24 protein-coding genes are annotated in these 23,042 nt (G+C 67.5%); 12 read left to right on the top strand and 12 right to left on the bottom strand.

Annotation, left to right across the window (positions count from 1 at the left end; translation table 11 throughout):
• Nucleotides 1–45: 45 nt before the first annotated feature.
• Together AC3WTC_RS16325 and AC3WTC_RS16320 are read right to left on the bottom strand one after the other, a co-directional pair.
• Complete coding sequence (locus tag AC3WTC_RS16325; protein WP_059065070.1) at nucleotides 46–585, bottom strand: DUF924 family protein; 540 nt, start codon at nucleotides 583–585, stop codon at nucleotides 46–48.
• A gap of 43 nt (nucleotides 586–628) precedes the next feature.
• Nucleotides 629–1,405, bottom strand: coding sequence for an AMP nucleosidase (locus tag AC3WTC_RS16320; protein ID WP_025874105.1), 777 nt, complete (start codon nucleotides 1,403–1,405; stop codon nucleotides 629–631).
• A 153-nt stretch (nucleotides 1,406–1,558) separates the two neighbouring features.
• Between AC3WTC_RS16320 and AC3WTC_RS16315 the strand changes: the two genes are divergently transcribed.
• The 6 genes from AC3WTC_RS16315 to AC3WTC_RS16290 all read left to right on the top strand — a co-directional run bounded on the left by AC3WTC_RS16315 (nucleotide 1,559) and on the right by AC3WTC_RS16290 (nucleotide 6,906).
• A complete protein-coding gene (locus AC3WTC_RS16315) occupies nucleotides 1,559–2,968 on the top strand; it encodes an amidohydrolase (protein WP_025874103.1) in 1,410 nt (469 codons plus the stop codon).
• Nucleotides 2,969–3,030: 62 nt separating this feature from the next.
• Complete coding sequence (locus tag AC3WTC_RS16310) at nucleotides 3,031–4,230, top strand: amidohydrolase family protein (protein ID WP_492711955.1); 1,200 nt, start codon at nucleotides 3,031–3,033, stop codon at nucleotides 4,228–4,230.
• A 19-nt stretch (nucleotides 4,231–4,249) separates the two neighbouring features.
• Nucleotides 4,250–4,882 carry a 2-hydroxychromene-2-carboxylate isomerase gene (locus AC3WTC_RS16305; protein WP_080149859.1) on the top strand — a complete coding sequence of 211 codons (633 nt, stop codon included), beginning with the start codon at nucleotides 4,250–4,252 and terminating at the stop codon, nucleotides 4,880–4,882.
• A gap of 95 nt (nucleotides 4,883–4,977) precedes the next feature.
• Nucleotides 4,978–5,919, top strand: a complete 942-nt coding sequence (locus AC3WTC_RS16300) for a DegV family protein (protein WP_032975417.1) — start codon at nucleotides 4,978–4,980, stop codon at nucleotides 5,917–5,919.
• A gap of 78 nt (nucleotides 5,920–5,997) precedes the next feature.
• Nucleotides 5,998–6,336, top strand: a complete 339-nt coding sequence (locus AC3WTC_RS16295) for a hypothetical protein (RefSeq protein ID WP_025874099.1) — start codon at nucleotides 5,998–6,000, stop codon at nucleotides 6,334–6,336.
• Between the two features lie 171 nt (nucleotides 6,337–6,507).
• The gene (locus AC3WTC_RS16290; RefSeq protein ID WP_312962872.1) at nucleotides 6,508–6,906 is read left to right on the top strand and encodes a hypothetical protein; all 399 of its coding nucleotides are present in this window, start codon (nucleotides 6,508–6,510) and stop codon (nucleotides 6,904–6,906) included.
• Between the two features lie 94 nt (nucleotides 6,907–7,000).
• On the opposite strand, the gene AC3WTC_RS16285 is transcribed toward AC3WTC_RS16290, so the two are convergent.
• The 4 genes from AC3WTC_RS16285 to AC3WTC_RS16270 all read right to left on the bottom strand — a co-directional run bounded on the left by AC3WTC_RS16285 (nucleotide 7,001) and on the right by AC3WTC_RS16270 (nucleotide 12,112).
• Nucleotides 7,001–8,410: an efflux transporter outer membrane subunit gene (locus tag AC3WTC_RS16285; RefSeq protein WP_492711950.1), complete on the bottom strand. Its 1,410-nt coding sequence runs from the start codon at nucleotides 8,408–8,410 to the stop codon at nucleotides 7,001–7,003.
• Nucleotides 8,407–9,489: an HlyD family secretion protein gene (locus tag AC3WTC_RS16280; RefSeq protein WP_140227661.1), complete on the bottom strand. Its 1,083-nt coding sequence runs from the start codon at nucleotides 9,487–9,489 to the stop codon at nucleotides 8,407–8,409. Before AC3WTC_RS16280 ends, AC3WTC_RS16285 begins: the two co-directional genes overlap by 4 nt.
• Nucleotides 9,490–9,510: 21 nt before the next feature.
• Complete coding sequence (locus AC3WTC_RS16275; protein WP_492711948.1) at nucleotides 9,511–11,040, bottom strand: MFS transporter; 1,530 nt, start codon at nucleotides 11,038–11,040, stop codon at nucleotides 9,511–9,513.
• 154 nt (nucleotides 11,041–11,194) lie between these two features.
• On the bottom strand, nucleotides 11,195–12,112 hold the full coding sequence (locus AC3WTC_RS16270) for a LysR family transcriptional regulator (RefSeq protein WP_025874094.1): 918 nt from the start codon (nucleotides 12,110–12,112) through the stop codon (nucleotides 11,195–11,197).
• 141 nt (nucleotides 12,113–12,253) lie between these two features.
• Here AC3WTC_RS16270 and AC3WTC_RS16265 point away from each other — a divergent pair, with 141 nt between their 5' ends.
• Nucleotides 12,254–12,694, top strand: coding sequence for a universal stress protein (locus AC3WTC_RS16265; protein WP_492711946.1), 441 nt, complete (start codon nucleotides 12,254–12,256; stop codon nucleotides 12,692–12,694).
• Between the two features lie 10 nt (nucleotides 12,695–12,704).
• Entirely contained in the window at nucleotides 12,705–13,175 is a 471-nt protein-coding gene (locus AC3WTC_RS16260) for a hypothetical protein (protein WP_492711944.1), read from the top strand.
• Between the two features lie 39 nt (nucleotides 13,176–13,214).
• On the opposite strand, the gene AC3WTC_RS16255 is transcribed toward AC3WTC_RS16260, so the two are convergent.
• On the bottom strand, nucleotides 13,215–14,660 hold the full coding sequence (locus tag AC3WTC_RS16255) for a GGDEF domain-containing protein (protein ID WP_492711942.1): 1,446 nt from the start codon (nucleotides 14,658–14,660) through the stop codon (nucleotides 13,215–13,217).
• 227 nt (nucleotides 14,661–14,887) lie between these two features.
• Here AC3WTC_RS16255 and AC3WTC_RS16250 point away from each other — a divergent pair, with 227 nt between their 5' ends.
• Nucleotides 14,888–15,751, top strand: coding sequence for a PA4780 family RIO1-like protein kinase (locus AC3WTC_RS16250; protein WP_025874091.1), 864 nt, complete (start codon nucleotides 14,888–14,890; stop codon nucleotides 15,749–15,751).
• 96 nt (nucleotides 15,752–15,847) lie between these two features.
• On the opposite strand, the gene fghA is transcribed toward AC3WTC_RS16250, so the two are convergent.
• The 4 genes from fghA to AC3WTC_RS16230 form a co-directional block, all read right to left on the bottom strand.
• Complete coding sequence (gene fghA, locus AC3WTC_RS16245; protein WP_140227665.1) at nucleotides 15,848–16,678, bottom strand: S-formylglutathione hydrolase; 831 nt, start codon at nucleotides 16,676–16,678, stop codon at nucleotides 15,848–15,850.
• A gap of 50 nt (nucleotides 16,679–16,728) precedes the next feature.
• Nucleotides 16,729–17,838 carry an S-(hydroxymethyl)glutathione dehydrogenase/class III alcohol dehydrogenase gene (locus AC3WTC_RS16240; RefSeq protein ID WP_218787980.1) on the bottom strand — a complete coding sequence of 370 codons (1,110 nt, stop codon included), beginning with the start codon at nucleotides 17,836–17,838 and terminating at the stop codon, nucleotides 16,729–16,731.
• Between the two features lie 62 nt (nucleotides 17,839–17,900).
• Nucleotides 17,901–18,176, bottom strand: coding sequence for a formaldehyde-responsive transcriptional repressor FrmR (frmR, locus tag AC3WTC_RS16235; protein ID WP_492711939.1), 276 nt, complete (start codon nucleotides 18,174–18,176; stop codon nucleotides 17,901–17,903).
• Between the two features lie 56 nt (nucleotides 18,177–18,232).
• Nucleotides 18,233–19,141, bottom strand: a complete 909-nt coding sequence (locus AC3WTC_RS16230; RefSeq protein WP_492711938.1) for a LysR family transcriptional regulator — start codon at nucleotides 19,139–19,141, stop codon at nucleotides 18,233–18,235.
• A 131-nt stretch (nucleotides 19,142–19,272) separates the two neighbouring features.
• On the opposite strand from AC3WTC_RS16230, the gene AC3WTC_RS16225 reads away from it, so the two are divergent.
• A complete protein-coding gene (locus tag AC3WTC_RS16225) occupies nucleotides 19,273–20,376 on the top strand; it encodes an alkene reductase (RefSeq protein WP_492711937.1) in 1,104 nt (367 codons plus the stop codon).
• Nucleotides 20,377–20,484: 108 nt separating this feature from the next.
• Nucleotides 20,485–20,901 (top strand): VOC family protein, encoded by a 417-nt coding sequence (locus tag AC3WTC_RS16220; protein WP_492711935.1) that lies wholly within the window; start codon nucleotides 20,485–20,487, stop codon nucleotides 20,899–20,901.
• Between the two features lie 67 nt (nucleotides 20,902–20,968).
• On the opposite strand, the gene AC3WTC_RS16215 is transcribed toward AC3WTC_RS16220, so the two are convergent.
• Complete coding sequence (locus AC3WTC_RS16215; protein WP_025874084.1) at nucleotides 20,969–21,853, bottom strand: LysR family transcriptional regulator; 885 nt, start codon at nucleotides 21,851–21,853, stop codon at nucleotides 20,969–20,971.
• Nucleotides 21,854–21,960: 107 nt separating this feature from the next.
• Between AC3WTC_RS16215 and AC3WTC_RS16210 the strand changes: the two genes are divergently transcribed.
• Nucleotides 21,961–23,013, top strand: coding sequence for an NAD(P)-dependent alcohol dehydrogenase (locus tag AC3WTC_RS16210; protein WP_025874083.1), 1,053 nt, complete (start codon nucleotides 21,961–21,963; stop codon nucleotides 23,011–23,013).
• The last annotated feature ends 29 nt before the right edge of the window (nucleotides 23,014–23,042 follow it).

The raw sequence follows: 23,042 nt of genomic DNA, 5'->3' as shown, positions 1-23,042 counted from the left end.
GGATCTACTCCTTCCGTGCCCCAAGCGCGGGGGCTGACGTTCCGGTTACCCGGCAAACCCGCCTTCGGCCAGGTAATCCAGTTCTTCCGGCGACGGAATGCGGCCAAGCACCGCATTGCGGTGCGGGAACCGGCCGAAGCGGCGGATGATGTCGCGGTGCAGTTCGGCGTACTGCAGGTATTCCTTGTCACCCAGCACGTCGAACATCGCGACCGAGCGGTCCTGGTCCAGCGGATCTTCGGAGTGCTCGAACGGCAGGTAGATGAAGGCGCGCAGCTTGGGGACCAGCTGCAGGTCCAGCCCCTCCTCGATCGCGCGCGTGGCGTAGTGACGTGCCAGGCCATCGGTGGCATAGGAATGGGCCGTGCCGCGGAAGCAGTTGCGCGGGAACTGGTCCAGCAGCAGCATCAGCGCCAGCGCGCCCTCGGCGCTGCCCAGCCAGTGCTCGCGCGCGCGCGATGCGGCAGCGTGGTGTTCGTCCGCGAACAGCGTACGGAACCGCGCGTCGAACGCGTCATCGCGGGTGAACCACTTTTCAGGGCCCGCGTCTTTCCAGAAATCCACCACTTGCGCGGCAACGTCCATCACCTACTCCCCAGGGCCGGCGCGCCGCGCCAGGCCATCATCATCATTCGTCGAAGCGCAGGTGGCGGACCGACTTGCCGTTGCGCCGGATAAGCTTAAGCGCCTCGATGCCGATCTGGATATGGTTTTCCACGAACTGCGAGCTGACCTTGGCGTCGGACGCCTCGGTTTTCACCCCGTCCGGGATCATCGGCTGGTCTGAAACCAGCAGCAGGGCCCCGCTGGGGATGTGGTTGGCGAAGCCGGCAGCGAAGATCGTCGCGGTTTCCATGTCGATCGCCATGCAGCGCATCGCCCGCAGCCGCTCCTTGAAGGCCTCGTCGTGCTCCCAGACCCGGCGGTTGGTGGTGTAGACGGTGCCGGTCCAGTAATCATGGCCGAGGTCGCGGATCATGGTCGAAACCGCACGCTGCAGGGCGAAGGCCGGCAAGGCCGGCACTTCCGGCGGCAGGTAGTCGCCCGAGGTCCCCTCGCCGCGGATGGCCGCGATCGGCAGCACCAGGTCGCCCAGCTCGTTCTTGCGTTTCAGCCCGCCGCACTTGCCCAGAAACAGCACGGCCTTGGGCATCACCGCCGACAGCAGATCCATGATGATCGCGGCATTGGGGCTGCCCATGCCGAAGTTGATCATGGTGATGCCGTCGATGGTGGCGCTGGCCATCGGCCGGTCCAGGCCGATCACCGGCGCCCCGGTCAGCGCGGAGAACGTATGCAGGTAGCCCCCGAAGTTGGTCAGCAGGATGTGCTGGCCGAACTGGTCCAGAGGCACGCCGGTATAGCGCGGAAGCCAGTTGTCGACGATGTCCTGCTTGCTCTTCATGGGCGCTCCGGTACGGCGTGGGGAGCACCATTTTCCGGGAGGCAGTCGTTGCCGTCGAGATGGCCGATGGCGATCCGTGAAAAAGGACACTTGGCAAGCACGCCGCTCCCCGGCTAGCGTCGGTGGGTTGAACACGCTGCCAAGGGGATCTGCATGACATCGACGTTGTTGCGCGCCGGGTTGGGTCTGGCGCTGGTATCGCTGAGCACGGCGCCGGCCGTGGGCGCTTCGCGCTTCGTGGCCGATCCCTACCCGAGCACCTACCAGGCGCACCCCGACGGGCCGCTGCTGATCCAGAACGCAACGGTGCTGACCGGCACCGGCCAGCGCCTCGACAACGCCGATGTGCTGCTGCGCGATGGCCGCATCGTCGCCGTCGGCGATGCGCTGCAGGTCGATGCCAGCGTCACCCGCATCAACGCCGACGGCAAGTGGGTGACTCCCGGCCTGATCGACGTGCACTCGCACCTGGGCGTCTATCCCAGCCCCGGTGTCGGCGCGCACAGCGACGGCAACGAGATGACCGCGCCGGTCACCGCCAACGTCTGGGCCGAGCACTCGGTATGGCCGCAGGACCCCGGTTTCCAGGCGGCGCTGGCAGGCGGAGTGACCAGCATGCAGGTGCTGCCCGGCTCGGCCAACCTGGTCGGTGGCCGCGGCGTAACGCTGAAGAACGTGCCTGCCACCACCTACCAGGCGATGAAGTTCCCCGGCGCGCCGTGGGGCCTGAAAATGGCCTGCGGCGAAAACCCCAAGCGCGTCTACGGTGGCGGCAAGGGCGTGGCACCTGCAACGCGGATGGGCAACGTGGCCGGTTACCGCGCAGCCTTCATCGACGCGGCCGACTACATCGCCAAGAACAAGCCGAAGCCGGCCAAGCGCAAGGGCTGGTTCGGCAGCGACAAGGGCGACAGCGCCGGTGATGCCGGCGGCAAGCGCGACCTCAAGCTGGATACGCTCGCCGGTGCGATCCAGGGCGATATCCGCGTGCACATCCACTGCTATCGCGCCGATGAAATGGCCACCATGCTCGATCTGTCCAAGGAATTCGGCTTCAAGGTGGCCGCCTTCCACCACGGCGTGGAGGCCTACAAACTGGCCGACCGGCTGGCGGCCGAAGGCGTATGCGGGGCACTGTGGGCCGACTGGTGGGGCTTCAAGATGGAAGCCTTCGACGGCATCGCCGAGAACATCGCGCTGGTCGACCGGCCGAAGAACAGCTGCGCCATCGTCCACTCCGACTCGCCCGAGGGCATCCAGCGCCTGAACCAGGAAGCAGCCAAGGTGATGGCCGCCGCGCGCCGCGCGCACATGCCGGAGATCGCGCCGGAACGCGCGATCACCTGGATGACCGCCAACGCCGCCAAGGCGCTGGGCATCGAGGCGCAGACCGGCACGCTGGAGGCCGGAAAGATGGCCGACGTGGTGATCTGGAACGGCAATCCCTTCAGTTCGTATGCACTGGCCGAGCAGGTGTTCGTCGATGGCCGCCGTGTGTACGACCGCAGCACGCCATCGGCAACGCCGCGGTCGGATTTCCAGCTTGGACAGGAGTTGCGCTGATGGGCATGTTGAACAAGCGCCGCCGGGCATGGCCCGGCGCTACCTTGGTTGCGCTGTTGTTGATGACAACCGCAGCCTCGGCGCAGGACCTGCTGGTGCGCGGTGCGACCGTCGCTACCGCCAGCGCACGTGGCAACGTGGAAGATGCCGATGTGCTGGTGCAGGGCGGCATCATCCGTGCGGTGGGCCGGGGCCTGTCCGCACCGGCCGGTGTGCCGGTGGTCGAAGCCAAGGGACGCATGCTGACCCCTGCCCTGTTCGGTGGCATCACCGAGATCGGCATCGAGGAGGTATCCGGTGAATCAAGCACGGTCGACAGCGCCCTGAAGATCGGCGAGCAGCCGCTGCGCCCGGAGTTCGACGTGACACTGGCCTATAACCCGGCGTCCGTGCTGATTCCGGTGGCGCGCCTGGACGGCATCGGCTTCACTGCGCTGGGCGCGGCCACCGGCGGTGGCTTCGTCGCCGGGCAGGGCGGCGTGGTGCGTTTCGATGGCAGTGCCGACCCGATCGGCCCGCGCGCGCTGTACCTGCGCCTGGGTGCTGCAGCATCTGAACTGACCGGTCAATCGCGCGCGGCGCAGTGGATGCTGCTGCAGCAGATGGTGGACGAGGCACGCGGCCAGGTCGACGCCGACTCGCCGCATGCGCTGCTGACCCCGGCCGGCCGCCGCACGCTCGCCCGCTATCTGTCCGGGCAGGGCCGCATCGTGGTGGAGGTGGACCGCGCGGCCGACATCCGCCAGCTGCTGCGCTGGGCGGCCCGCGAGAAGGTGAAGATCGCCGTCGCCGGCGGTGCCGAGGCCTGGCAGCTGGCACCGGAACTGGCAGCGGCCAAGGTGCCGGTATTCGTGGACGCGCTGGGCAACCTGCCGACGACCTTCGACCAGATCGGCGCCACCCTGGAAAATGCCGCGCGGTTGCGGCGCGCGGGCGTACCGGTGGCTTTCGCCCAGCGCGATGACGCCTCGCACAATGCACGCAAGATGCGCCAGCTGGCCGGCAATGCGGTGGCCAACGGCCTGCCCTGGGCCGACGGACTGGCCGGGCTGACCCGGGTACCGGCCGAGGTGCTGGGCGTGGCCGACCAGATCGGCAGCATCGAGCCGGGCAAGCGTGCCGACCTGGTGCTGTGGGAAGGCGATCCGCTGGATGTGGCGCACTATGCCGAACAGGTCTGGCTGGGCGGCCGCGCGATGCCGATGCGCTCGCGCCAGACCGAACTGCGCGACCGCTACCTGCAGCGCAACGCGCAGCCCTGACCGTAACCAGGAGCCATCGATGCCCACCCTGCGCTGGTATTTCGACTTCGTCTCGCCCTATTCCTACCTGCACTGGCAGAAGGTGAAGCAGCTGCCGCAGTTCGGGCGCATCCAACCGGTGCCCATCGCCTTTGGTGCGGTACTGCACCATCTGGGCAACCTGGGCCCGGCGGAGATCCCGGCCAAGCGCCGCTTCATGTACCGCCAGCTGCTGTGGACTGCGCAGGCCGAGGGCACCCCGCTGCGCTTCCCGCCCGGGCACCCGTTCAATCCGCTGGCGGCCCTGCGCCTGTGCCTGGCCGCCGGTGCCAGCACTGCGGCGGTGGATGCGCTGTTCGACTGGATCTGGCGCGACGGCCACGCCGGCGACACGGCTGAGGCCCTGCGCGAACCCGCCGCCCGGCTGGGTATCAGCGACGTAGAGGCGGCCATTGGCGAGCCGGCCATCAAGGAGCAGCTGCGACGCAACACCGAGGCGGCGATCGAGGCCGGGGTGTTCGGCGTGCCGACCCTGGCCATCGACGGCGAACTGTTCTGGGGCAACGATACCCACCCGCTGATGGCGGCGGTGCTGGACGACCCCAGCCTGCTGGACCGGCCGGACTGGCAGCAGGCGGTGGCCCTGCCGGTGGCGGTGCAGCGCAGTCGCTGAACAGGGAGCGGCGCGTTTCCCTCGCGCGCCCGCCGCCGTTTTGAGATAGTTTTCACATTTCCGAACCTACAACCGCCCTGGAGGGGGAGCCGCGGATGCGCATCGGAATCGTCGTCGACTCGGCCTGCGACCTGCCGCAGGACTTCATTGCCGAGCACAACATCGTGCTGCTGCCGATCACCGTGCGGATCGGCGAAGCGGTGCTCGCCGACCACCGCGACGAGCAGGCAACGCTCAGCTTCCTGCACGCGCACGTCGCCGAGCACGGCGCCGAAGCGGAGACCATCCCCTTCAGCGTCAACCAGATCCGAGACCTGTTCCTGCAACGCTTGGTGATCGACTACGACCATGTGTTCTGCATGACCATCACCAAGACCCGCAGCCCGATCCACGACAATGCACTGCAGGCCAGCTTCGCCATCCTCAACGACTACAAGCCGGTGCGGCAGGCGGCCGGCTTCAACTCGCCATTCGCGCTGCGCGTGCTGGATACCCAGAACCTGTTCGCCGCCCAGGCGGTGACGGCGGTGGAAGCGGTGCGGCTGCGCGCCAGTGATGCCAGCGTGCAGCAGATCCGCGAGCGCCTGGAAGAACTGGCCGGCAACGTGCACGGCTACATGGTCACCCGCGATCTGTACTACATGCGTGCCCGCGCCCGGCACAAGGGCGACCGCAGCGTCGGCCTGCTCAGCGCCGCACTGGGCAGTGCGCTGGACATCAAGCCGGTGTTGCATGGCTATCGCGGGCAGACCGGGCCGGTGGCGAAGATCAAGGGTTTCGACAATGCCGTGCTGAAGCTGTTCGGCGTGGTCGGCCAGCGCGTACGCGCCGGCCTGATGACGCCGACCGTGTGCGTCAGCTACGGCGGCGAACTGGACGAGCTGCGTGCCCTGCCCGGCTATGCGCAGATGAAGGAGGTCTGCGCCGGCCATGGGGTGACCGTGTACGAATCGGTGATGAGCCTGACCGGCATGGTCAACGTCGGCAAGGGCGCGGTCACCGTGGGTTTTGCCGATGGGCCGCATCGATTTGAATGAAGGCCAACCGCGCTCTGGAATCTGCACATCGATTCCACCGCGCCTATGCCAGCCTAGCCGCACCTCAAGGAGATCAACATGCCTGCGCAGTACCACATCAGCCTGCCCGAACCGTCCAAGGCCCGCGGCAACGACCCCGACCTGTCTTTCCATTCGCAGGGCGCTGCCGGCTTCGCCGAAGAACTGCAGAACGCGCTGCGCAATGGCAGCCTGTTCGAGCGCTGGCGCGACAAGCAGCCGGACCCGGATGCGGTGGAGCCGCAGTGGGGCGCGACCGATCCGGAGGCCACCGTGACCGGTGAGCAGAAGGACCTGCGCATCAACCTGGTGGCCACCACCCGCATCGACAGTGACGTGTTCAAGCAGCGCCTGCGCCTGCTGGCCGGGCACCACTGGGAACTGCGCGACGTGCGTTGAGTTCCGGCTCTGGTAGGCGCCAACCTTGGTTGGCGCTTTCCTGAAGGCTGCCAACCAAGGTTGGCCACTACCGGCTTCACCTTGCCGAGCTGCCGGCCAGCGGCCGGCACTACCCGGCATCTGGGTGTGCTGGTATCGTGCCGCCGCCAACGGTGACCGCACGGATTGCACATGGACCCCAAGCTGAAAGCGCTCATCGAGCAGACCAACCTGTCGGACCTGCTGCCGCCGGCGCCTCGGGAAATGGATCTGCAGCAGCCGGTGGCACCGCCGGAACCCGCAAAACCGCAGCCCGCCCGTTCCACCAACGATGCACTGCAGGTGCATTTCGGTGGTACCGACATGGTCGGCAAGCTCGCCAATGCGCCCACCAGTGGACGGATAAAGACCTTCGCCATGATCCTGCTGGGCGGGCCGACCATCGTGTTCGGCCTGCTTCTGCTGGGCATGGTCTGGACCGAGCCGGGCAAGTCAGTGTTCGCGCTGGTCTACGGCACGGTCATCGCAGCGGTGTTGATCGGTATCTGGCCTTATCTGCTGTTCCGCAAACGCGAAAAGCCGGCGGCCTGACGCGGGCTGCCTGCCAGGATAGTGCCGGTCGCTGGCCGGCAACTCATGCATACGGCACCTGCCGGCCAGCGGCCGGCACTACCCATCCTGCGCCTTACCAACCGCCGCCCAGTGCGCGATACAGCTCTACGCGCGCAATCGCGGCGGTCGCCTGGCTGTTGGCCAGCGCGGCCTGGTTGTCCAGCGCGATGCGCTGGGTGCTCAATACATCCAGCATGTCGACCACGCCGGCCCGGTACTGCCGACGCGCCGCACCCAGCGCCGTCTCGCTCTCATCCACCGCCACGTGCAGCTGCGCGGCACGCTGCTGTTCGGCGGCATAGCCGTCGATGGCATCGTCCACTTCATGCCAGGCCTGCAGCACGGCACGGCGGAACTGCAGGGCCGCCTGTTGCTGCTGCAGCCTGCTCAGCGCCAGGTTGGCCTTCAGGCGTCCGCCCTGGAAGATCGGCAGGCTGATCGACGGGCCGATACTGAAGCGATGCGCGTTCCAGCCATCCAGATCATCCAGCTGCCTGGCCTGGAAACCGGCATCGCCATTCAAGGTGATGCGCGGCAGGAAGCTGGCCTTGGCCACGCCAATTCCCGCCGTGGCAGCATGCAGCGCAGCCTCGGCACGGCGGACATCCGGGCGACGCTCGGCCAGTTCACTGGGCACGCCCACGGCCACGGTCGGCAACGCGGGCCAATCGCGGCGCGCGCTCTGCAGCTGCGTATCCAGTGCCTGCGGCGGCTGTGCCAGCAGGAACGCGAGTGCATTGCGCAGCTGCGATTCGCGGTGCCGCAGCGGTGCGATGCGAGCCTGCAGCGATGCCACCTGCGCCGCCGCACTGGAGACCTGCAACGTGCTGGCCACGCCCTGGCGCTGGCGCGCTTCGGTCAGCCGCTTGATGTCGTGGGCGATGCTGAGGTTATCCTCGGTGATGGCCAGCAGCTGGCGCGTCGCGCGCAACTGCAGGTAATCACGCGCGGTCTCGGCCAGCAGCGCGATGCGCACCGCGTGTGCATCTTCCTCAGCCATCTGCACGCGTGCGTCGGCCGCTTCCACCTGACGGCGTACGCGTCCCCACAGATCCAGTTCCCAGCTCATGCCGATGCCGGCCTGGAACAGCCCATAGTCATCGCGACCGCCATTACCGGACGGATCGTTCAGGCCTACCTCGCTGTTGCGCGCGCGTACGCCACTGGCAGTGGCGCCGACGCTGGGCAGCCGGTCGGCCGCGGTGAAGCCACGCGCGGCGCGGCTCTGCTGCACCCGGTTGGCGGCCAGCTGCAGGTCGAGATTGGCCTGCAGTACCTGCGTCGCCAGTTGCCCCAGCAGCGGATCATCGAAACCGGACCACCACCTGGCGTCGTCATCCAGCGCAGCTGAAGCCACCGCTTCGCCCTGCCACTGCGTGGGCAGTTCGGCCTGCGGGCGCACGAAGTCCGGGCCCAGCGTGCAGGCGGTCAACGCCGTGCACAGTGCCGCTGCAGCCAGTCCACGCGGGAATACGCGGATCATGCGCCTTCCCCGCCCGTGCGGTGCCGCTCGCGCTGTGCACTCTGCACCCGCTGCGGACGCTGCAGATCCACGCTGGCTTCCACCGACATGCCGGCCCGCAGTTGGCCCAGCAATGCCTGCTCCGGCTCCAGCACGATCTTCACTGGAATGCGCTGCACCACCTTGGTGAAGTTGCCGGTCGCGTTTTCCGGCGCCACCGCGGCGAACGTCACGCCAGTGGCCGGGGCGATGCTGTCGATATGGCCGCGCAGCCGCGTGCCGGGAAATACATCCACCGTCAGTTCGACCTGCTGCCCCGGCTGCATGCGGGTCATCTGCGTTTCCTGGAAGTTGGCGACCACGAAGGCGCGCTGCAGCGGCACCACCGCGGCCACCGGCGTGCCCGGGGTCAGGTAGGCGCCGACGCGCACTGCGCGGCGTCCCACCACGCCATCGATCGGTGCACGCAGCTCGGTGTGCGAAAGATCCAGTTCGGCGCGCGCCTGTGCGGCTTCGGCACGCTGCACGGCCGCCTGTGCGGCCTGCACCCCGGCAGCGAGGATGTCAGTGCGCTGGCGTGCGGTCGACAACGCGGCCTGTCCCTGTTGCAGATGTGCACTGGCCACGGCCTGCTTCGACTGCGCCTGCTGCGCGTTCTGCACGGTACCGGCACCGTCGCGGGCCAGCTCGCGGTAGCGCTGCTGGTCGGCGCTGGCCAGGGTCAGTTCGGCGCGGCTGACATCCACACTCGCCTGGGCGTGTTCGATCAGCGAGCCCTGCTGTGCCAGCGCCGCCTGCGCGTTGGCCAGCTGCGCGCGCGCATTGGCCACGTCGGCGCGGGCGGCCAGCAACGCGACCTGGTAGTCGCGGTCATCGATGCGGGCCAGCACGTCACCGGCCTTCACCGCCTGGTTGTCTTCCACGTTCACCGCGCTGACGAAGCCAGCGATCTTCGGTGCGACCACGGTGTAGTCGGCGACCACATAGGCGTTGTTGGTGGTCTGGTGGCGGCCATCGCGCAGCAGCAGCCAGGCAGCACCGGCCAGAAGCAGTACGCCCAGGCCGAGGCCCGCGTTGAGATACGTTCGATTGATTGTCATGGGGGAGTTCCTGCGAAGGGATCAGGCCACGGCACGTGGCGGATGGATGCGGGTGGGCATCAAGGCAATGAGGGGAATGAAGGCCAGCGCGACCAACGCGACCAGCAGGTAGAGATCGGCCGAGGTCAACGCCTGCACCTGCGCATGCAGGCGCGCGCCAAGCTGCGGCCCTTCGGCCAGCCACGGCTGTTCGCCAAGCCGCTCGACCAGCACGGTGGAATGGAAATGGCGGCGTCCCTGCGCGACCGCTTCCAGCACGCCGCTGGCCAGCACCGCAGCAAAGCCCTTGACCGTGTTGAACCACGCCGATGCGAAGGGGCCGTCCTGTGGCGCCAGGCCACCGGTGGCCAGCATCAGCAACGGCAGCACCGCCATCGGCTGCGCAAACACCTGCAGCAGCTGTACCCACAGGAAGTTGTCGCGTATCCAGCTGACGTCCAGATGCGCGCCCAGCCAGCAGGCCAGCGCCAGCAGGGCCAGGCCGGTGGCCTGCACCCAACGGCAATCGATCGCACGGATGTTCAGCAGTGCGGCGACCAACGGCAGCGCGATGACCTGCGGCACCGCCACCCACAGCAGCATCGGCGCGGTCTGTTGCGGGCGATAGCCCTGCACGCTGGCGAGGAAGCCGGAAGGAATGGAGATCACCGCCAGCAGCACGAACAGCACGCCACCGAGGGTAATCAGCGAGTAGCTGAGGTTGCGGTTGGCCAGCAGCTGCAGCTTGAAGAACGGCAGTGGATGGAACCACTCGTTGATGAAGAACAGCACCAGCAGACCCGCACCTCCACCCAGCATCAGCGTGATCAACGAGGAGTCGAACCAGTTCAGGCGCGGGCCCTGCACCAGGCCCAGTACCAGCAGCACCAGCGCCGGCAGGCCGAGCATCAGGCCGACGCCGTCGAACTGTGCGAAGCGCTCCAGCCGCAGGGGATCCTGTGGCAGGCCCCAGCCGACCATCGCCATCGCCGCCAGGCAATACGGCACGATCTGCCAGAACGCCCAGTGCCAGCCCACCTGCTCCACCCAGAATGCGGCCAGCGGAGTGCCCATGCTCGGGCCGAAGGTGGCGGTCAGTGCGTAGGCGGCCAGGCCGTACAGCTTGATGCCCGGCGGCAGGAAGCGCAGCGCCACGCTCATCAGCAGCGGCGGCAGCGCGCCCCCACACAGGCCCTGCAATGCGCGCAGCAGCAGAAAGGTCTGCAGGTTGGGGGCGAGCGGGCACAGCACGCCCAGCACCATGAAGCCGCCGATCATCGCCAGCGCAAAGCGGCGCAGCGAGAAGGTGGCTGCGCACCACGGTGCGAATGCCATCGCGCTGACCGACATGGCGCTGTACAGCGCCACGATCCAGCTGCCGTCATCGACGCTGAAACCCATCGCACCGCGGATGTCGGCCAGCGCGACCTTGGTGACGTTCTCGTTGAAACCCGACACCAGCACTGCCAGCAGCACACCGCACAGCCCAACCAGGATGCGCCGGTCGAAGCCGGGGGCAGCGACGGGCCGGGGCGCTGCCGGCGCCGCGGGCATGGCGGCCGGCGTGCTCACTGCCGGCTGCCGATCCGTGCAGTACACGGCATATATGGAGACATTGGATTGCACTCAGTGAAACTTTCGGGAGCGCAGTCTAGAAAGGCCGTTGCCTGCGAAAAATGGCGTGCCCGGCATCGCAGGCGTGCGTACAACGCACGCCCGCGGGCAATCAGTGGTGGGCCGCCTCGACCGAATCGCACATGCCCTTGATCGCCCGCCGCAGCCACTGGTGGGCCGGGTCGTTGTCCATGCGTGGGTGCCAGGCCTGCACCAGCGCTACGGTCCGCACCGGCACCGGCAGCGGGAACATCCGCAGCGGCAGGCCCATGCGGGTGATGCGGTCGAGCATCACGCTTGGCATCTGCGGCAGCACCAGGTCCGAATCGGCGGCAGCAAAGATCGCGCCGTGGAAGGTAGGGATGACCACCGCCACCCGCCGTTGCAGGCCAAGCGCTGCCAGCTCTTCGTCGATCGGGCCATGCGCAAGCCCGCGCCGGGACACGGCGATGTGGTCGCACGCGGCGAAGCGCTCGACACTGATGTCGCCGTCGAACAACGGATGATCCTCGCGTGCCGCGCCCAGCAGCGAGGTGGTGAACAGGTGCTGCACCTTGGTTTCCGGGCTGTGCTTGCCGGCCGTGCTGATGTACAGGTCGATCCGCCCCTGCACCATCGCATCGTCATCGGTATCGCCTTCGGGCACGAAGCGCAGCATGCAGCGCGGTGCCTGCTGGCGGAAGACATCACGCAGGCGGCCGCCATAGCTGCCGATGAACACATCGTTGGCGCGCACGCTGAACGTTCGTTCCAGCGTGGCCATGTCGACCTCGCGGCCCGCATTGAACACGCGGTGTGCCTGCTCGATCACATCGCGCACCTGCTCACGCAGTTCCAGCGCGCGTGGCGTGGGGGCGAGCCCACGGCCGGCGCGCACCAGCACCGGATCACCCAGGGCTACCCGTACCCGGCCCAGGGTACGGCTCATCGCCGGCGCACTGAGATTCATCCGTCGCGCAGCGGCCGCCACGCTGCATTCGTCGATCAGCACATCCAGTGCCAGCAACAGGTTCAGGTCCGGCAAGGGCATGGCAGTCTCCCGCAAATGGGATGACTCTACTGCAATCCAGACCATCCAGAATTGCGTTGTACGCACGCATTGACTGCGGCGCACGGCATGGGTGTGCGCGACGACATCAGCGACCATCAGCGCCCTGCAAAGGAGCTTTCCATGTTCAACACCCTGCTGGTCGCGCTTGATGGCGGCCCCCAGCACGACCGCGTGCTGGACCTGGCCGCCACCATGGCCGGCCCCCGCAGCCGCCTGCACCTGCTGTGCGTGCTTGACCCCGAATTCGCACTGGCCGCAGGTGCCACCGATGCCGACCGCCGTGAGTATCCCGCCGCCGCCCGGCAGCAGGCGCATGCCGAAGCGGTACTGGCCGACGCCCTGGCCGAGCTGCGCGAGCGCGGCGTGGACGCCATCGCACAGCTGCATTCCGGCGATCCTGGCGAAGTGATCAGCGCGCAGGCGCGTCGCCTGCAATGCGACCTGATCGTCATCGGCCACCGCCATCTGTCACGCCTGCAGCGCCTGTTCGAGCCCTCGGTGGGGCAATGGACGATCGACCATGCGCCCTGCCCGGTGCTGGTGGAAACACGCGATCGGTAGGTACGCCCGCATGGCCTCACGTTCCCCTGTATTTTCCACCCGTGTGAGTTATCGCGCTTTCGGCCGTCAATTCAGCCGGGGCGAGCAGATGCTGCTGGCCGCGCTGCGGCAACTGCGCGACCCCGCCCTGCATGATGAAGGCATGGCGCAACTGGCCGCGCTCGGTGTCGACGCCGAAGGTCGCGACGCCTTCGGTGAGCTGCTGCCACTGCTGGCCACGCCGCAGGCACCTATCGATCTGCTGCGTCCCGGGTCGCCCTTCATTTCTGCCAGCGAACTGGACCTGTTGGTCTGTCTGCTGCGCATCGCCCAATGGCGGCACGCACGCCCACGCGAGGACGATGAACTGGCGCCGCTGCGTCGGCAACTGGCGCACTGTGCAGCGGCCGTGCACACCACGCAGTTGACATTGCGGCAACGATCGCTGTCACCGGTGGGCCTGCGCCTGCTGGATCCGGCCGGGTGGCTGCGCCAACGCTGATCGACCACGCAGCTTGCTGCGACAGTCGCGCAGCCATGCTCAACAGTCCAGCGTGTCGTGCGCGCCGCTGTCGTCGTCCAGCACGTGTGCGTGCAGGATCACCTGGTTGCGGCCCGCACGCTTGGCCGCGTACAGGCCGGCATCGGCATCGGCCAGCAACTGTTCGGCGGTGGCCAGCGCCGGCGGATGCAGGTAACCCACGCCCACGCTGATGCTGACCCGGCCTTCCGGCAGCGGCAGCGCTTCCACCGCCTCGCGCAGGCGCTCGGCCAGCGCCAGCACACCCGACAGCGGGCTGCCGGGCACGATCACCGCGAATTCCTCGCCGCCATAGCGCGCCACGCTGTCGGCCGCGCGCCCGGCGGTAGCCTGCAGCACCGCGGCCACCGCCTGCAGGCAGCGGTCGCCGGCGGGATGACCGTGCTCGTCGTTGAATGCCTTGAAATGGTCGATGTCCACCAGCAGCAATGCCAGTTCGCTGCCGCTGCGACGCGCCCGGTTCCATTCGGCCAGCAGCAGCGTATCGAACTGACGGCGATTGGCTACGCCGGTCAGGCCATCCTGCCGCGCCATCTGATCCAGGCCGGCCTGTCGTTCCAGCAGGTCGAGCTGCAGCAACGTGCTGCGCAGGCTGAAGCCAAGCGTTGCCACCACGAACCCGGTCAGCGCCAACGGCCGCGCGTGGTCCACCACCAGGGTGCCGACCACCAGCAACAACAAGGGCAGGATGATCGGTCCACCGGCCTGCACCAATCGCAGCAGGCGAGGATGCAGCACGAAGCCCGGTGCGGGTGCCTGACGCAGCGCCAGCAGCGCCAGCAGCAGGAACGGCAGGTCGATCAGCAGATCGTTGTAGGCGCCGAACGACTGCTCGGCGGTGTAGTGATTGATGTAGAACGCCAGCAGCAGATAGGACAGCGCATACAGCGCCAGCGCGCGGTAGAAGCTGCACCGTTCAGGCGCATCGCCGGCGACCCAGCGCACCACCGCGAAACCGGCGATGCACAGGTTCTGGATGTCGAACATGCGCTGCATGTGCGCCATCGCCTGGTCGTCAATATCGATGCGGTCGGCGAAGGACTGGGTATGCACGAAGAACAACACACCCAGCAGGGCCGCCATCACGCCGTCGATCAGGCTGATGGTCCAGCGTTCGCGACGGGCGCGGGCCAGGATGAACACCAGCGGCACACCGTACAGCACATACAGCAGCAGGCTGGCGCGCGGGGTGATGTCGGCCCGTCCGGCGCCCAGTGCGTCGGCCATGTTGAAGGCCATGCCACCGGCCCAGAGCAGCAGCGCCACTGCAGTGGCCCGCCAGCCCAGTGCAGCGCGGTCGCGCTGGCCACGCCACAGGCAGGCCGCGGCAGCCAGCAGAGGCGCTGCGGTCAGGAACACGAACGATCCCTCTCCGGCCGCACCCGGCCAGAACGCCACGGCCAGACCGTGGCAGACCACGAACAGCAGCGCCAGCGCAACCGGCATGCATCCCCCATCGGCAAGGCCGTATGGCCGCACGATAGCGCGCCGCGCCGCCACGGTGGCGTGATCCACTTTGGAAAATCCGCGACGGTGGCAGCCGTCTCGTGGGACGGTTGCCCAGCGACGCTCGCGGGCCAGCCGGGAAGCCGCTGGGCAGCCGCGACCTGTAAAATGCGCAGATTCCTCCCCATTCTGGCCAGCGCGTCCGCGCCGGCCGCCCCAGAGATCCCGTGAAAACCCCGGAAGGACTGCGCGCCCTGATCGACGACGGCGTGATCGATGAAGTTCTACGCCCGCTCAAGAGCGGCAAGGAAGCGGCCGTGTACGTGGTACGCAGCGGCAACGAGGTGCGCTGCGCGAAGGTCTACAAGGACATGGCCCAGCGCAGCTTCCAGCAGCGCGTGCAGTACCAGGAAGGTCGCAAGGTGCGCGGCAGCCGCGAGGCGCGTGCGGTGGGCAAGGCCAGCAAATACGGCCGCAAGCAGCAGGAAACGGCCTGGAAGAATACCGAGGTGGACGCGCTGTACCAGCTGCGCGATGCCGGCGTGCGCGTGCCCGAGCCGTACGGTTACTACCACGGCGTGCTGGTGATGGAGCTGGTCACCGATGCCGACGGTTTCTCCGCCGCGCGCCTGGGCGAGGTGGAGCTGGAGCCCGAGCAGGCCCGCCAGTTCCACCAGACCCTGGTCCGCCAGGTGGTGCGCATGCTGTGCTGCGGCCTGATCCATGGCGATCTCTCGCCGTACAACGTGCTGGTCGGTCCCGATGGCCCGGTGGTGATCGATTTCCCTCAGGTGGTCAGTGCGGGCGGCAACAACGCCGCGCGCAGCATGCTGCTGCGGGATGTCAACAACCTCACCGCCTACCTGGGCCGTTTCGCGCCCGAACTGCTGGACAGCTGGTATGGCGAGGAAATGTGGGCGCTGTTCGAGGCGGGCAGCCTGCTGCCGGACAGTGAGCTCACCGGCACCTTCGTGCACGATGAATCCACCGTCGACCTGGACAGCGTGCGCCACGCCATCAACGATGCGCGCGAACAAGCCTTGATCCGCCAGCAGGGCCGTGAAGCGGCGGAAGAAGAAGACGACGTGTAAGCGCCACGCCATGCGTGGCGGCTGGCCGCCGTAGCGTCGAGCTTGCTCGACTGTTCTCAAGGCAATGCCGGCCAGCGGCCGGCACTACCGTCAGGGTCAGACGTGCAGCGCGCGGGCGTGGTGCGCGATGTGCTCGCCGATGAAGCTGGCGATGAAGTAATAGCTGTGGTCGTAGCCGGGCTGCAGGCGCAGGCTCAGCGGATGACCGGCAGCATCGCAGGCCTGCTGCAGGCGCTGCGGCTGCAGCTGGCTGTGCAGGAACTCATCCCCCTCGCCCTGGTCAACCAGCAGCGGCAGGCGCTCGCTGGCGTGGGCCACCAGTTCGCAGGCATCCCACTGCGCCCAGTAGGCCGGGTTGCCGCCGAGGTAGGCGGCGAATGCCTTCTGCCCCCACGGCACGTGGCTGGGTGCCACGATCGGCGAGAACGCCGACACGCTGCGGTAGCGGCCGGGGTTGCGCAGCGCGATCACCAGCGCGCCATGGCCGCCCATCGAATGGCCACTGATGCCTCGTGCGTCGGTTGCCGGGAAACCCGCCTCGATCAACGCCGGCAGCTCGTGAGCGACGTAGTCGTGCATGCGGTAGTGCTTGGCCCACGGCTGCTGGGTGGCGTTGAGATAGAAACCCGCGCCCTTGCCCAGGTCATAGCCCTCGGCATCGGCCACGTCATCGCCGCGTGGGCTGGTGTCCGGGGCGACGATGATCACGCCGTGCTCGGCCGCATAGCGCTGCGCGCCGGCCTTGGTGATGAAGTTCTGCTCGGTGCAGGTCAGTCCGCTCAGCCAGTACAGCACCGGCAGCTTCCGGGTTTCCGCCTGCGGCGGCAGGTACACGGCGAACTGCATGTCGCAGCCCAGCGTGGTGGAATGATGGCGGTAGACATCCTGCCAACCGCCGGCACAGGCGCGGTGTTCGATACGTTCCATGAGGTTTCCTCCCGAGGGACGGCAGGCAAGCGCCTGCCGCCCGGCGCGGCTCAGTAGTGGACGACCGAACGGATCGACTTGCCTTCATGCATCAGGTCGAAGGCGTCGTTGATCTTATCCAGGTCCATGGTGTGGGTGACGAACGGGGCCAGCTCGATATCGCCCTTCATCGCGTCTTCGACCATGCCCGGCAGCTGGCTGCGACCCTTCACGCCACCAAACGCGGTGCCCATCCACTTGCGGCCGGTGACCAGCTGGAACGGGCGGGTGGAGATTTCCTGACCGGCACCGGCCACGCCGATCACCACGCTCTGGCCCCAGCCACGGTGCGCGCATTCCAGCGCCGCACGCATCACGTTGACGTTGCCGATGCACTCGAAGCTGTGGTCCACGCCCCAGGTGGTCATCTCCACGATCACCTGCTGGATCGGCTTGTCGAAGTCCTTCGGGTTGATGCAGTCGGTGGCGCCGAATTCGCGGGCCAGCTCGAACTTGGACGGGTTGGTGTCCACCGCGATGATGCGCCCGGCCTTGGCCTGGCGCGCACCCTGGATGACCGCAAGGCCGATGCCGCCCAGGCCGAACACGGCCACGCTGTCGCCTTCCTGCACCTTGGCGGTGTTGTGCACCGCGCCGATGCCGGTGGTCACGCCGCAGCCGAGCAGGCAGACATGCTCCGGGTTCGCTTCCGGGTTGATCTTCGCCAGTGACACCTCGGCAACGACGGTGTATTCGCTGAAGGTCGAGCAGCCCATGTAGTGGTAGATCGGCTCGCCGTTGTAGCTGAAGCGGCTGGTGCCATCGGGCATCACGCCCTTGCCCTGGGTGGCACGCACCGACACGCACAGATTGGTCTTGCCGCTCTTGCAGAACAGGCATTCACCACATTCGGCGGTGTACAGCGGAATGACGTGGTCACCCGGCTTGACGCTGGTCACGCCCTCGCCCACCTCCACCACGATGCCGGCGCCTTCATGGCCCAGCACCACCGGGAACAGGCCTTCCGGATCATCGCCGGACAGGGTGAACGCATCGGTGTGGCAGACACCGGTGTGGGTGATCTTGACCAGCACTTCGCCCGCCTTCGGCGGGGCGACGTCGATCTCGACGATCTGCAGCGGCTGGCCGGGACCAAAGGCGACGGCGGCACGGGATTTCATGATGGCACTCTCCAAAAGGGCTTGCGGAAAACAGGATGCGCGGCGCTGTGTCGCGCCGTCGTTCATTTCAGGTACGAGCGGATCAACGCGCTCATGTCGCGCACGCGTTCGGCGCGTTGTTCATTGGAGGCGGCGGGCTGGCCGAACTCCTCGCGCAGGTGCGCTTCCATCACTTCGGACATCAGGCCGTTGACCGCGCCACGGATGGCGGCGATCTGCTGCAGCACCGGCCCGCAGTCGGCGCCGGCTTCCAGCGCGCGGTCCAGCGCATCGCACTGGCCGCGGATGCGGCGCACGCGGGCCAGAACCTTCTTTTTCTCTTCGGGAGAGTGCGGCATCGTGGGCCGGCCTCGGAACTATACTGGGGGATAGTATACAGGAGCCGATCCGGACCTCAATCGAACGCCCCCTCTGCGGCCAGCCGGGTCAGCTCTTCCACCACGTAACGCACCTTCGGCCGCAGATGCCGCGTCTGTGGCCACAGCGCGTGGATGTCTACATGGTGCTGCGTGCAGTGGTCCAGTACCGACTGCAACGCACCGGATTGGAGGTGATGGCGCACCAGAGACATCGGCATCTGGCAGATCCCCAACCCGGCGATCGCCCCCTCGATCACCGCATCGCCATCGTTGAGCTGGTGCGTGGCACTGGGGATGAAGCTGCCGTTGGTGCCCTCGCTGCCGATCCGCCACGCCACCGACTGGCCATGACGGAAGCCGACCACGCTGCGATGGTCGCGCAGTTCGTCCAGCGTCTGCGGCACACCATAGGCCTGCAGGTAGGCCGGCGACGCGCAGGTCACCAGGCGCTGGCTGGCCAGCTTGCGCGCGACCAGGTGCTCGGCGTGATGCAGGCCGCCAAAGCGGATCAGCAGGTCGATGCCTTCTTCCACCGGGTCAACGAAGTGATCGGTGAAGGTCATCGTCAACTGCAGGTCTGGGTGTTCATTGCACATGCGCAGCAGTACCGGCAGCACCACCAGCCGCCCGAACGAGGACGGCATGTCGATGCGCAGGCGGCCGCTCGGCAGATGCGCAGCCGAGCCCAGGCAGGCTTCGGCCGCCGCGATTTCATCCAGGGCCGCGGCGCAGGAGGCGTAGTACGCCTCGCCGTCGGTGGTCAGCGCGATGCGCCGGGTGGTGCGATGGAACAGGCGCACGCCCAGCCGCGTTTCCAGCCGGGCGATGGCCTTGCCGACCGCCGAGCGGGAGATGCCCAGCGCGTCGGCGGCCTCGGTGAAGGTGGCCGAGCGCGCCGTGGTGACGAAGGTCGCCAGGCCATTCAGGGATTCGACGGGAAGCATCGGCAGGCTCGCTCATTGGGGACAGATTGTCCCGCCTGACGGGAAATCTACCGCCTTTATGTGCCCACATGTCAACTCCATCATGGTGCTGTCGCGCCGTTGGCGCCCTCCCCCGCTCCGAGATGACTGACATGACCGCCGCCCTGTTCCGCCCCTTCGACCTCGCTGGGGTACCCCTGCACAACCGCATCGCAATGGCGCCGATGACCCGTGCCCGCAACCCCGGCGCCGTCGCCAATGCGCTGACCGCCCAGTATTACAGGCAGCGCGCCAGCGCCGGCCTGATCATCAGCGAAGGCACCCCGGTCTCACCGCAGGGCCAGGGCTACATCGACGTGCCGGGCATCTGGTCGGCCGAGCAGGTGGCCGGTTGGACGCTTGTCACCGACGCCGTACACGCTGCGCAGGGCGCGATCTTCGCGCAGCTGTGGCACGTCGGGCGCATGTCACACAGCTCGCTGCAGCCCGACGGCGGCCAGCCGGTGAGCGCCGGCACGCGGCCGGTGGCGAGCGATCCGAAGAACACCTCGTTCGTGTATCTGGAAGACGGCAGCCGCGGCCACGCCGATCCGACGCCGCCGCGCGCACTGCGCACCGATGAAGTGCCGGGTATCGTCAGCGACTTCGTACTCGGAGCTGAAAATGCCATCGCTGCCGGCTTCGATGGCATCGAACTGCATGCGGCAAACGGCTATCTGTTCGAGCAGTTCCTCAACCCGGTCACCAATGACCGGCAGGACGTGTACGGCGGTTCGCTGCGCAACCGCGCCCGGCTGATCCTGGACACCGTGGATGCGATGGCCGCGCGCATCGGCGCGCACCGCATCGGCGTGCGCCTTGCGCCGAACAGCCAGGTCTTCGACATGCCCGCCTATGCGGAAAACGAAGCCAGCTATCTGTACCTGGCCGAGGAACTGGGCAAGCGCGCGCTGGCCTATGTGCATCTGAACGACAACTACCTGCACGGCGCACCGGCGATCGGCGAGGCCCTCCTCAAGGCCTTCAAGCAGGCCTATGGCGGTACGGTGATCCTGGCCGGCGGCATGACCCGCGAACGCGCCCTGCGGCTGGTCGAGGAAGGCATCATCGATCTGGCCGCCTTCGGCCAACCGTTCATCGCCAACCCGGATCTGGTCGAGCGCCTGCAGCGCGATGTCCCGCTGGCCATCCCCGACCGCAGCACTTATTACGGCGGCGGCAGCGAGGGCTACCTCGACTACCCGCCGGCCCCGTAGAGCCACGCCACGCGTGGATGCGCTGCACCGGCCACCGCCGGTGTGCCGCGCCTTGATCCTGCCGGGCCATGAGCGCATCGTGGCCCGGCCCGACCTCGGTCCTGCCCCATGAACGCCTCCGCCGCCTCCTTCATCGTCAACCTCGACGTCCCTGACATCACCGCCGCCGAAGCCTTCTACACCCAGGCCTTTGGCCTGCGCAGCAGCCGACGCCTCGGCCCCGGTGCGCTGGAACTGCTCGGTGGCCCCACGCCGCTGTACCTGCTGCAGAACGATGCCGGCAGCGCAGCGACCGAAGACGGCGATGTGCGCGATTACGAGCGCCACTGGACGCCGGTGCATCTGGACTGGGTGGTCGCTGACATCGACGCGGCGCTTGCCCGCGCGGTTGCGGCCGGAGCCGCGCTCGAACGTCCCATCCGCGAACGCCGCTGGGGAAAGATCGCCGTGCTGTCCGATCCGTTCGGCCATGGCTTCTGCCTAATCCAGTTCAGCGATGCAGGGTATGACGCGTTGGTCGAATGAATTGCTGGCTGCGTAGCGGGCGCCAATCCACGCATGGCGTGGATCTACTGACGCGGGTGATCGCGATTCATTCGCGCAGCATGTCCACGAACGCACGCAGCGCACCGGGCATCTGCCGCTGTTTCGGGTAGTACAGCGCAAACCCGGCGAAGGGCTCGCTCCAGTCTTCCAGCACCGCCACCAGGCGGCCGTCGTCCAGATACGGCCGCGCGGTGTCTTCCAGCACATAGGCCAGGCCGATGCCATCGAGCACCGCGCCAACCACGGTGCCCTGCTCGCACAGCGTCAGCCGACCCGGTACGTCGATTTCCAGGGTCTGGCCGTCGCGTTCGAACTGCCACTTGTACAGATGGCCGCTGGCGAAACGGAAACGTACGCACTCGTGCGCGGCCAGGTCGCGCGGATGCTGCGGGGCCGGCCTGCGCCGCAGGTACTCGGGTGAACCGACAATCAATCCGCGCAGCGGCGGCCCCATCGGCACCGCCACCATGTCCTCGGGCACGAACTCGTGCAGGCGCACGCCAGCGTCGTAGCCCTCGGCAACGATATCGACCAGACCATCGTTCTCGGTCAGCTCCACCCGCACGTCCGGATGCGCGTGCAGGAACCGCGCCAGCCGCGGCCCCAACTGGGTCGCCACCGCCGCCCGCGTCGCATTGATCCGCAGCAGGCCGGCCGGCACTGCGCGGAAGTGGTTCATTTCCTCCAGCGCGTCATGCACCTGCCCCAGCGCCGGCTGCAGGCGCTCCAGCAGGCGCTGCCCGGCCTCGGTCAGGGCCACGCTGCGGGTGGTACGGTGGAACAAGCCCACCCCCAGCCGTTCCTCCAGCGCGCGGATCGCATAGCTCACCGCCGAGGTCGACAGGGCCAGTTCGGCGCCGGCGCGGCGGAAACTGCGGTGGCGGGCGACCGCAGCGAAGGCGGCCAGGTGGGTCAGGTTGTCAGTGGCCATGATTGTGCAGTCTGCCTTGATGAATCATGCCGATATATACGCTTCTTACCCTGAGGTACGGAGCGTATTGTAAAACGCCTTTCGACAAACCCTGCCAAGGATTCCCCATGTCCCTCGCCCGTGGTTACGCCGCCCACACCCATACCGACCCGCTGGTGCCCTTCGAATTCGAGCGCCGCGCGGTTGGCCCGAACGATGTGCGCATCGAGATCCTGTACAGCGGCATCTGCCATTCCGACCTGCACCAGGCCCGCGACGACTGGGGTGGTTCGATCTACCCGATGGTGCCGGGCCACGAGATCATCGGCCGGGTCACCGAAGTCGGCAGCGAGGTCACCCGCTTCAAGGTCGGCGACCACGCCGGTGTCGGCTGCATGGTCGATTCCTGCCGCCATTGCGATGCCTGCCAGCACGACCTGGAGCAGTACTGCGCCGAAGGTGCGACCTGGACCTACAACGGCCGCGAGCGTGAAAGCGGCGCACCGACCTACGGCGGCTATTCCGACCACGTGGTGGTCGAGCAGCGCTTCGTGGTCAAGGTCTCCGAAACGCTGGACCTGAAGGCAGCCGCGCCGCTGCTGTGCGCCGGCATCACCACCTGGTCGCCGCTGCGCCACTGGAAGGTCGGCCCGGGCCAGAAGGTCGGCGTGATCGGTCTGGGTGGCCTCGGCCACATGGGCGTGAAGTTCGCCAAGGCGCTCGGCGCGCACGTGGTGATGATCACCACCACCCCGGAGAAGGGCGCCGACGCCAAGCGCCTGGGCGCTGACGAAGTGCTGGTTTCGCGCGATGCCGAGCAGATGAAGGCGCATGCCGGCAGCTTCGACTTCCTGCTCAACACCATCCCGGTCAGCCATGACACCAACCCGTACATGGGCCTGCTCAAGCGCGAAGCGACCATGTGCCTGGTCGGTGTGCTGACCGAACTGGACCCGCCGTTGACCGGTGGCAGCGTGATCTTCGGTCGCAGGAACCTGACCGGTTCGGCGATCGGCGGCATGGCCGAAACCCAGGAGATGATGGACTTCTGCGCCGAGCACGGCATCGTCAGCGACGTGGAGATGATCGACATCAAGAACGTCAACGAAGCCTGGGAGCGCATGGCCAAGAACGATGTGCGCTACCGCTTCGTGATCGACATGGCCACCATCAAGGCCTGATCGTTGCGCTGATGGAATGAAGAAACCCC

The sequence above is a fragment of the Stenotrophomonas sp. FW305-C-20-S1 genome, from assembly GCF_058783335.1.
This window is presented reverse-complemented; position numbering and strand designations above follow the sequence as displayed.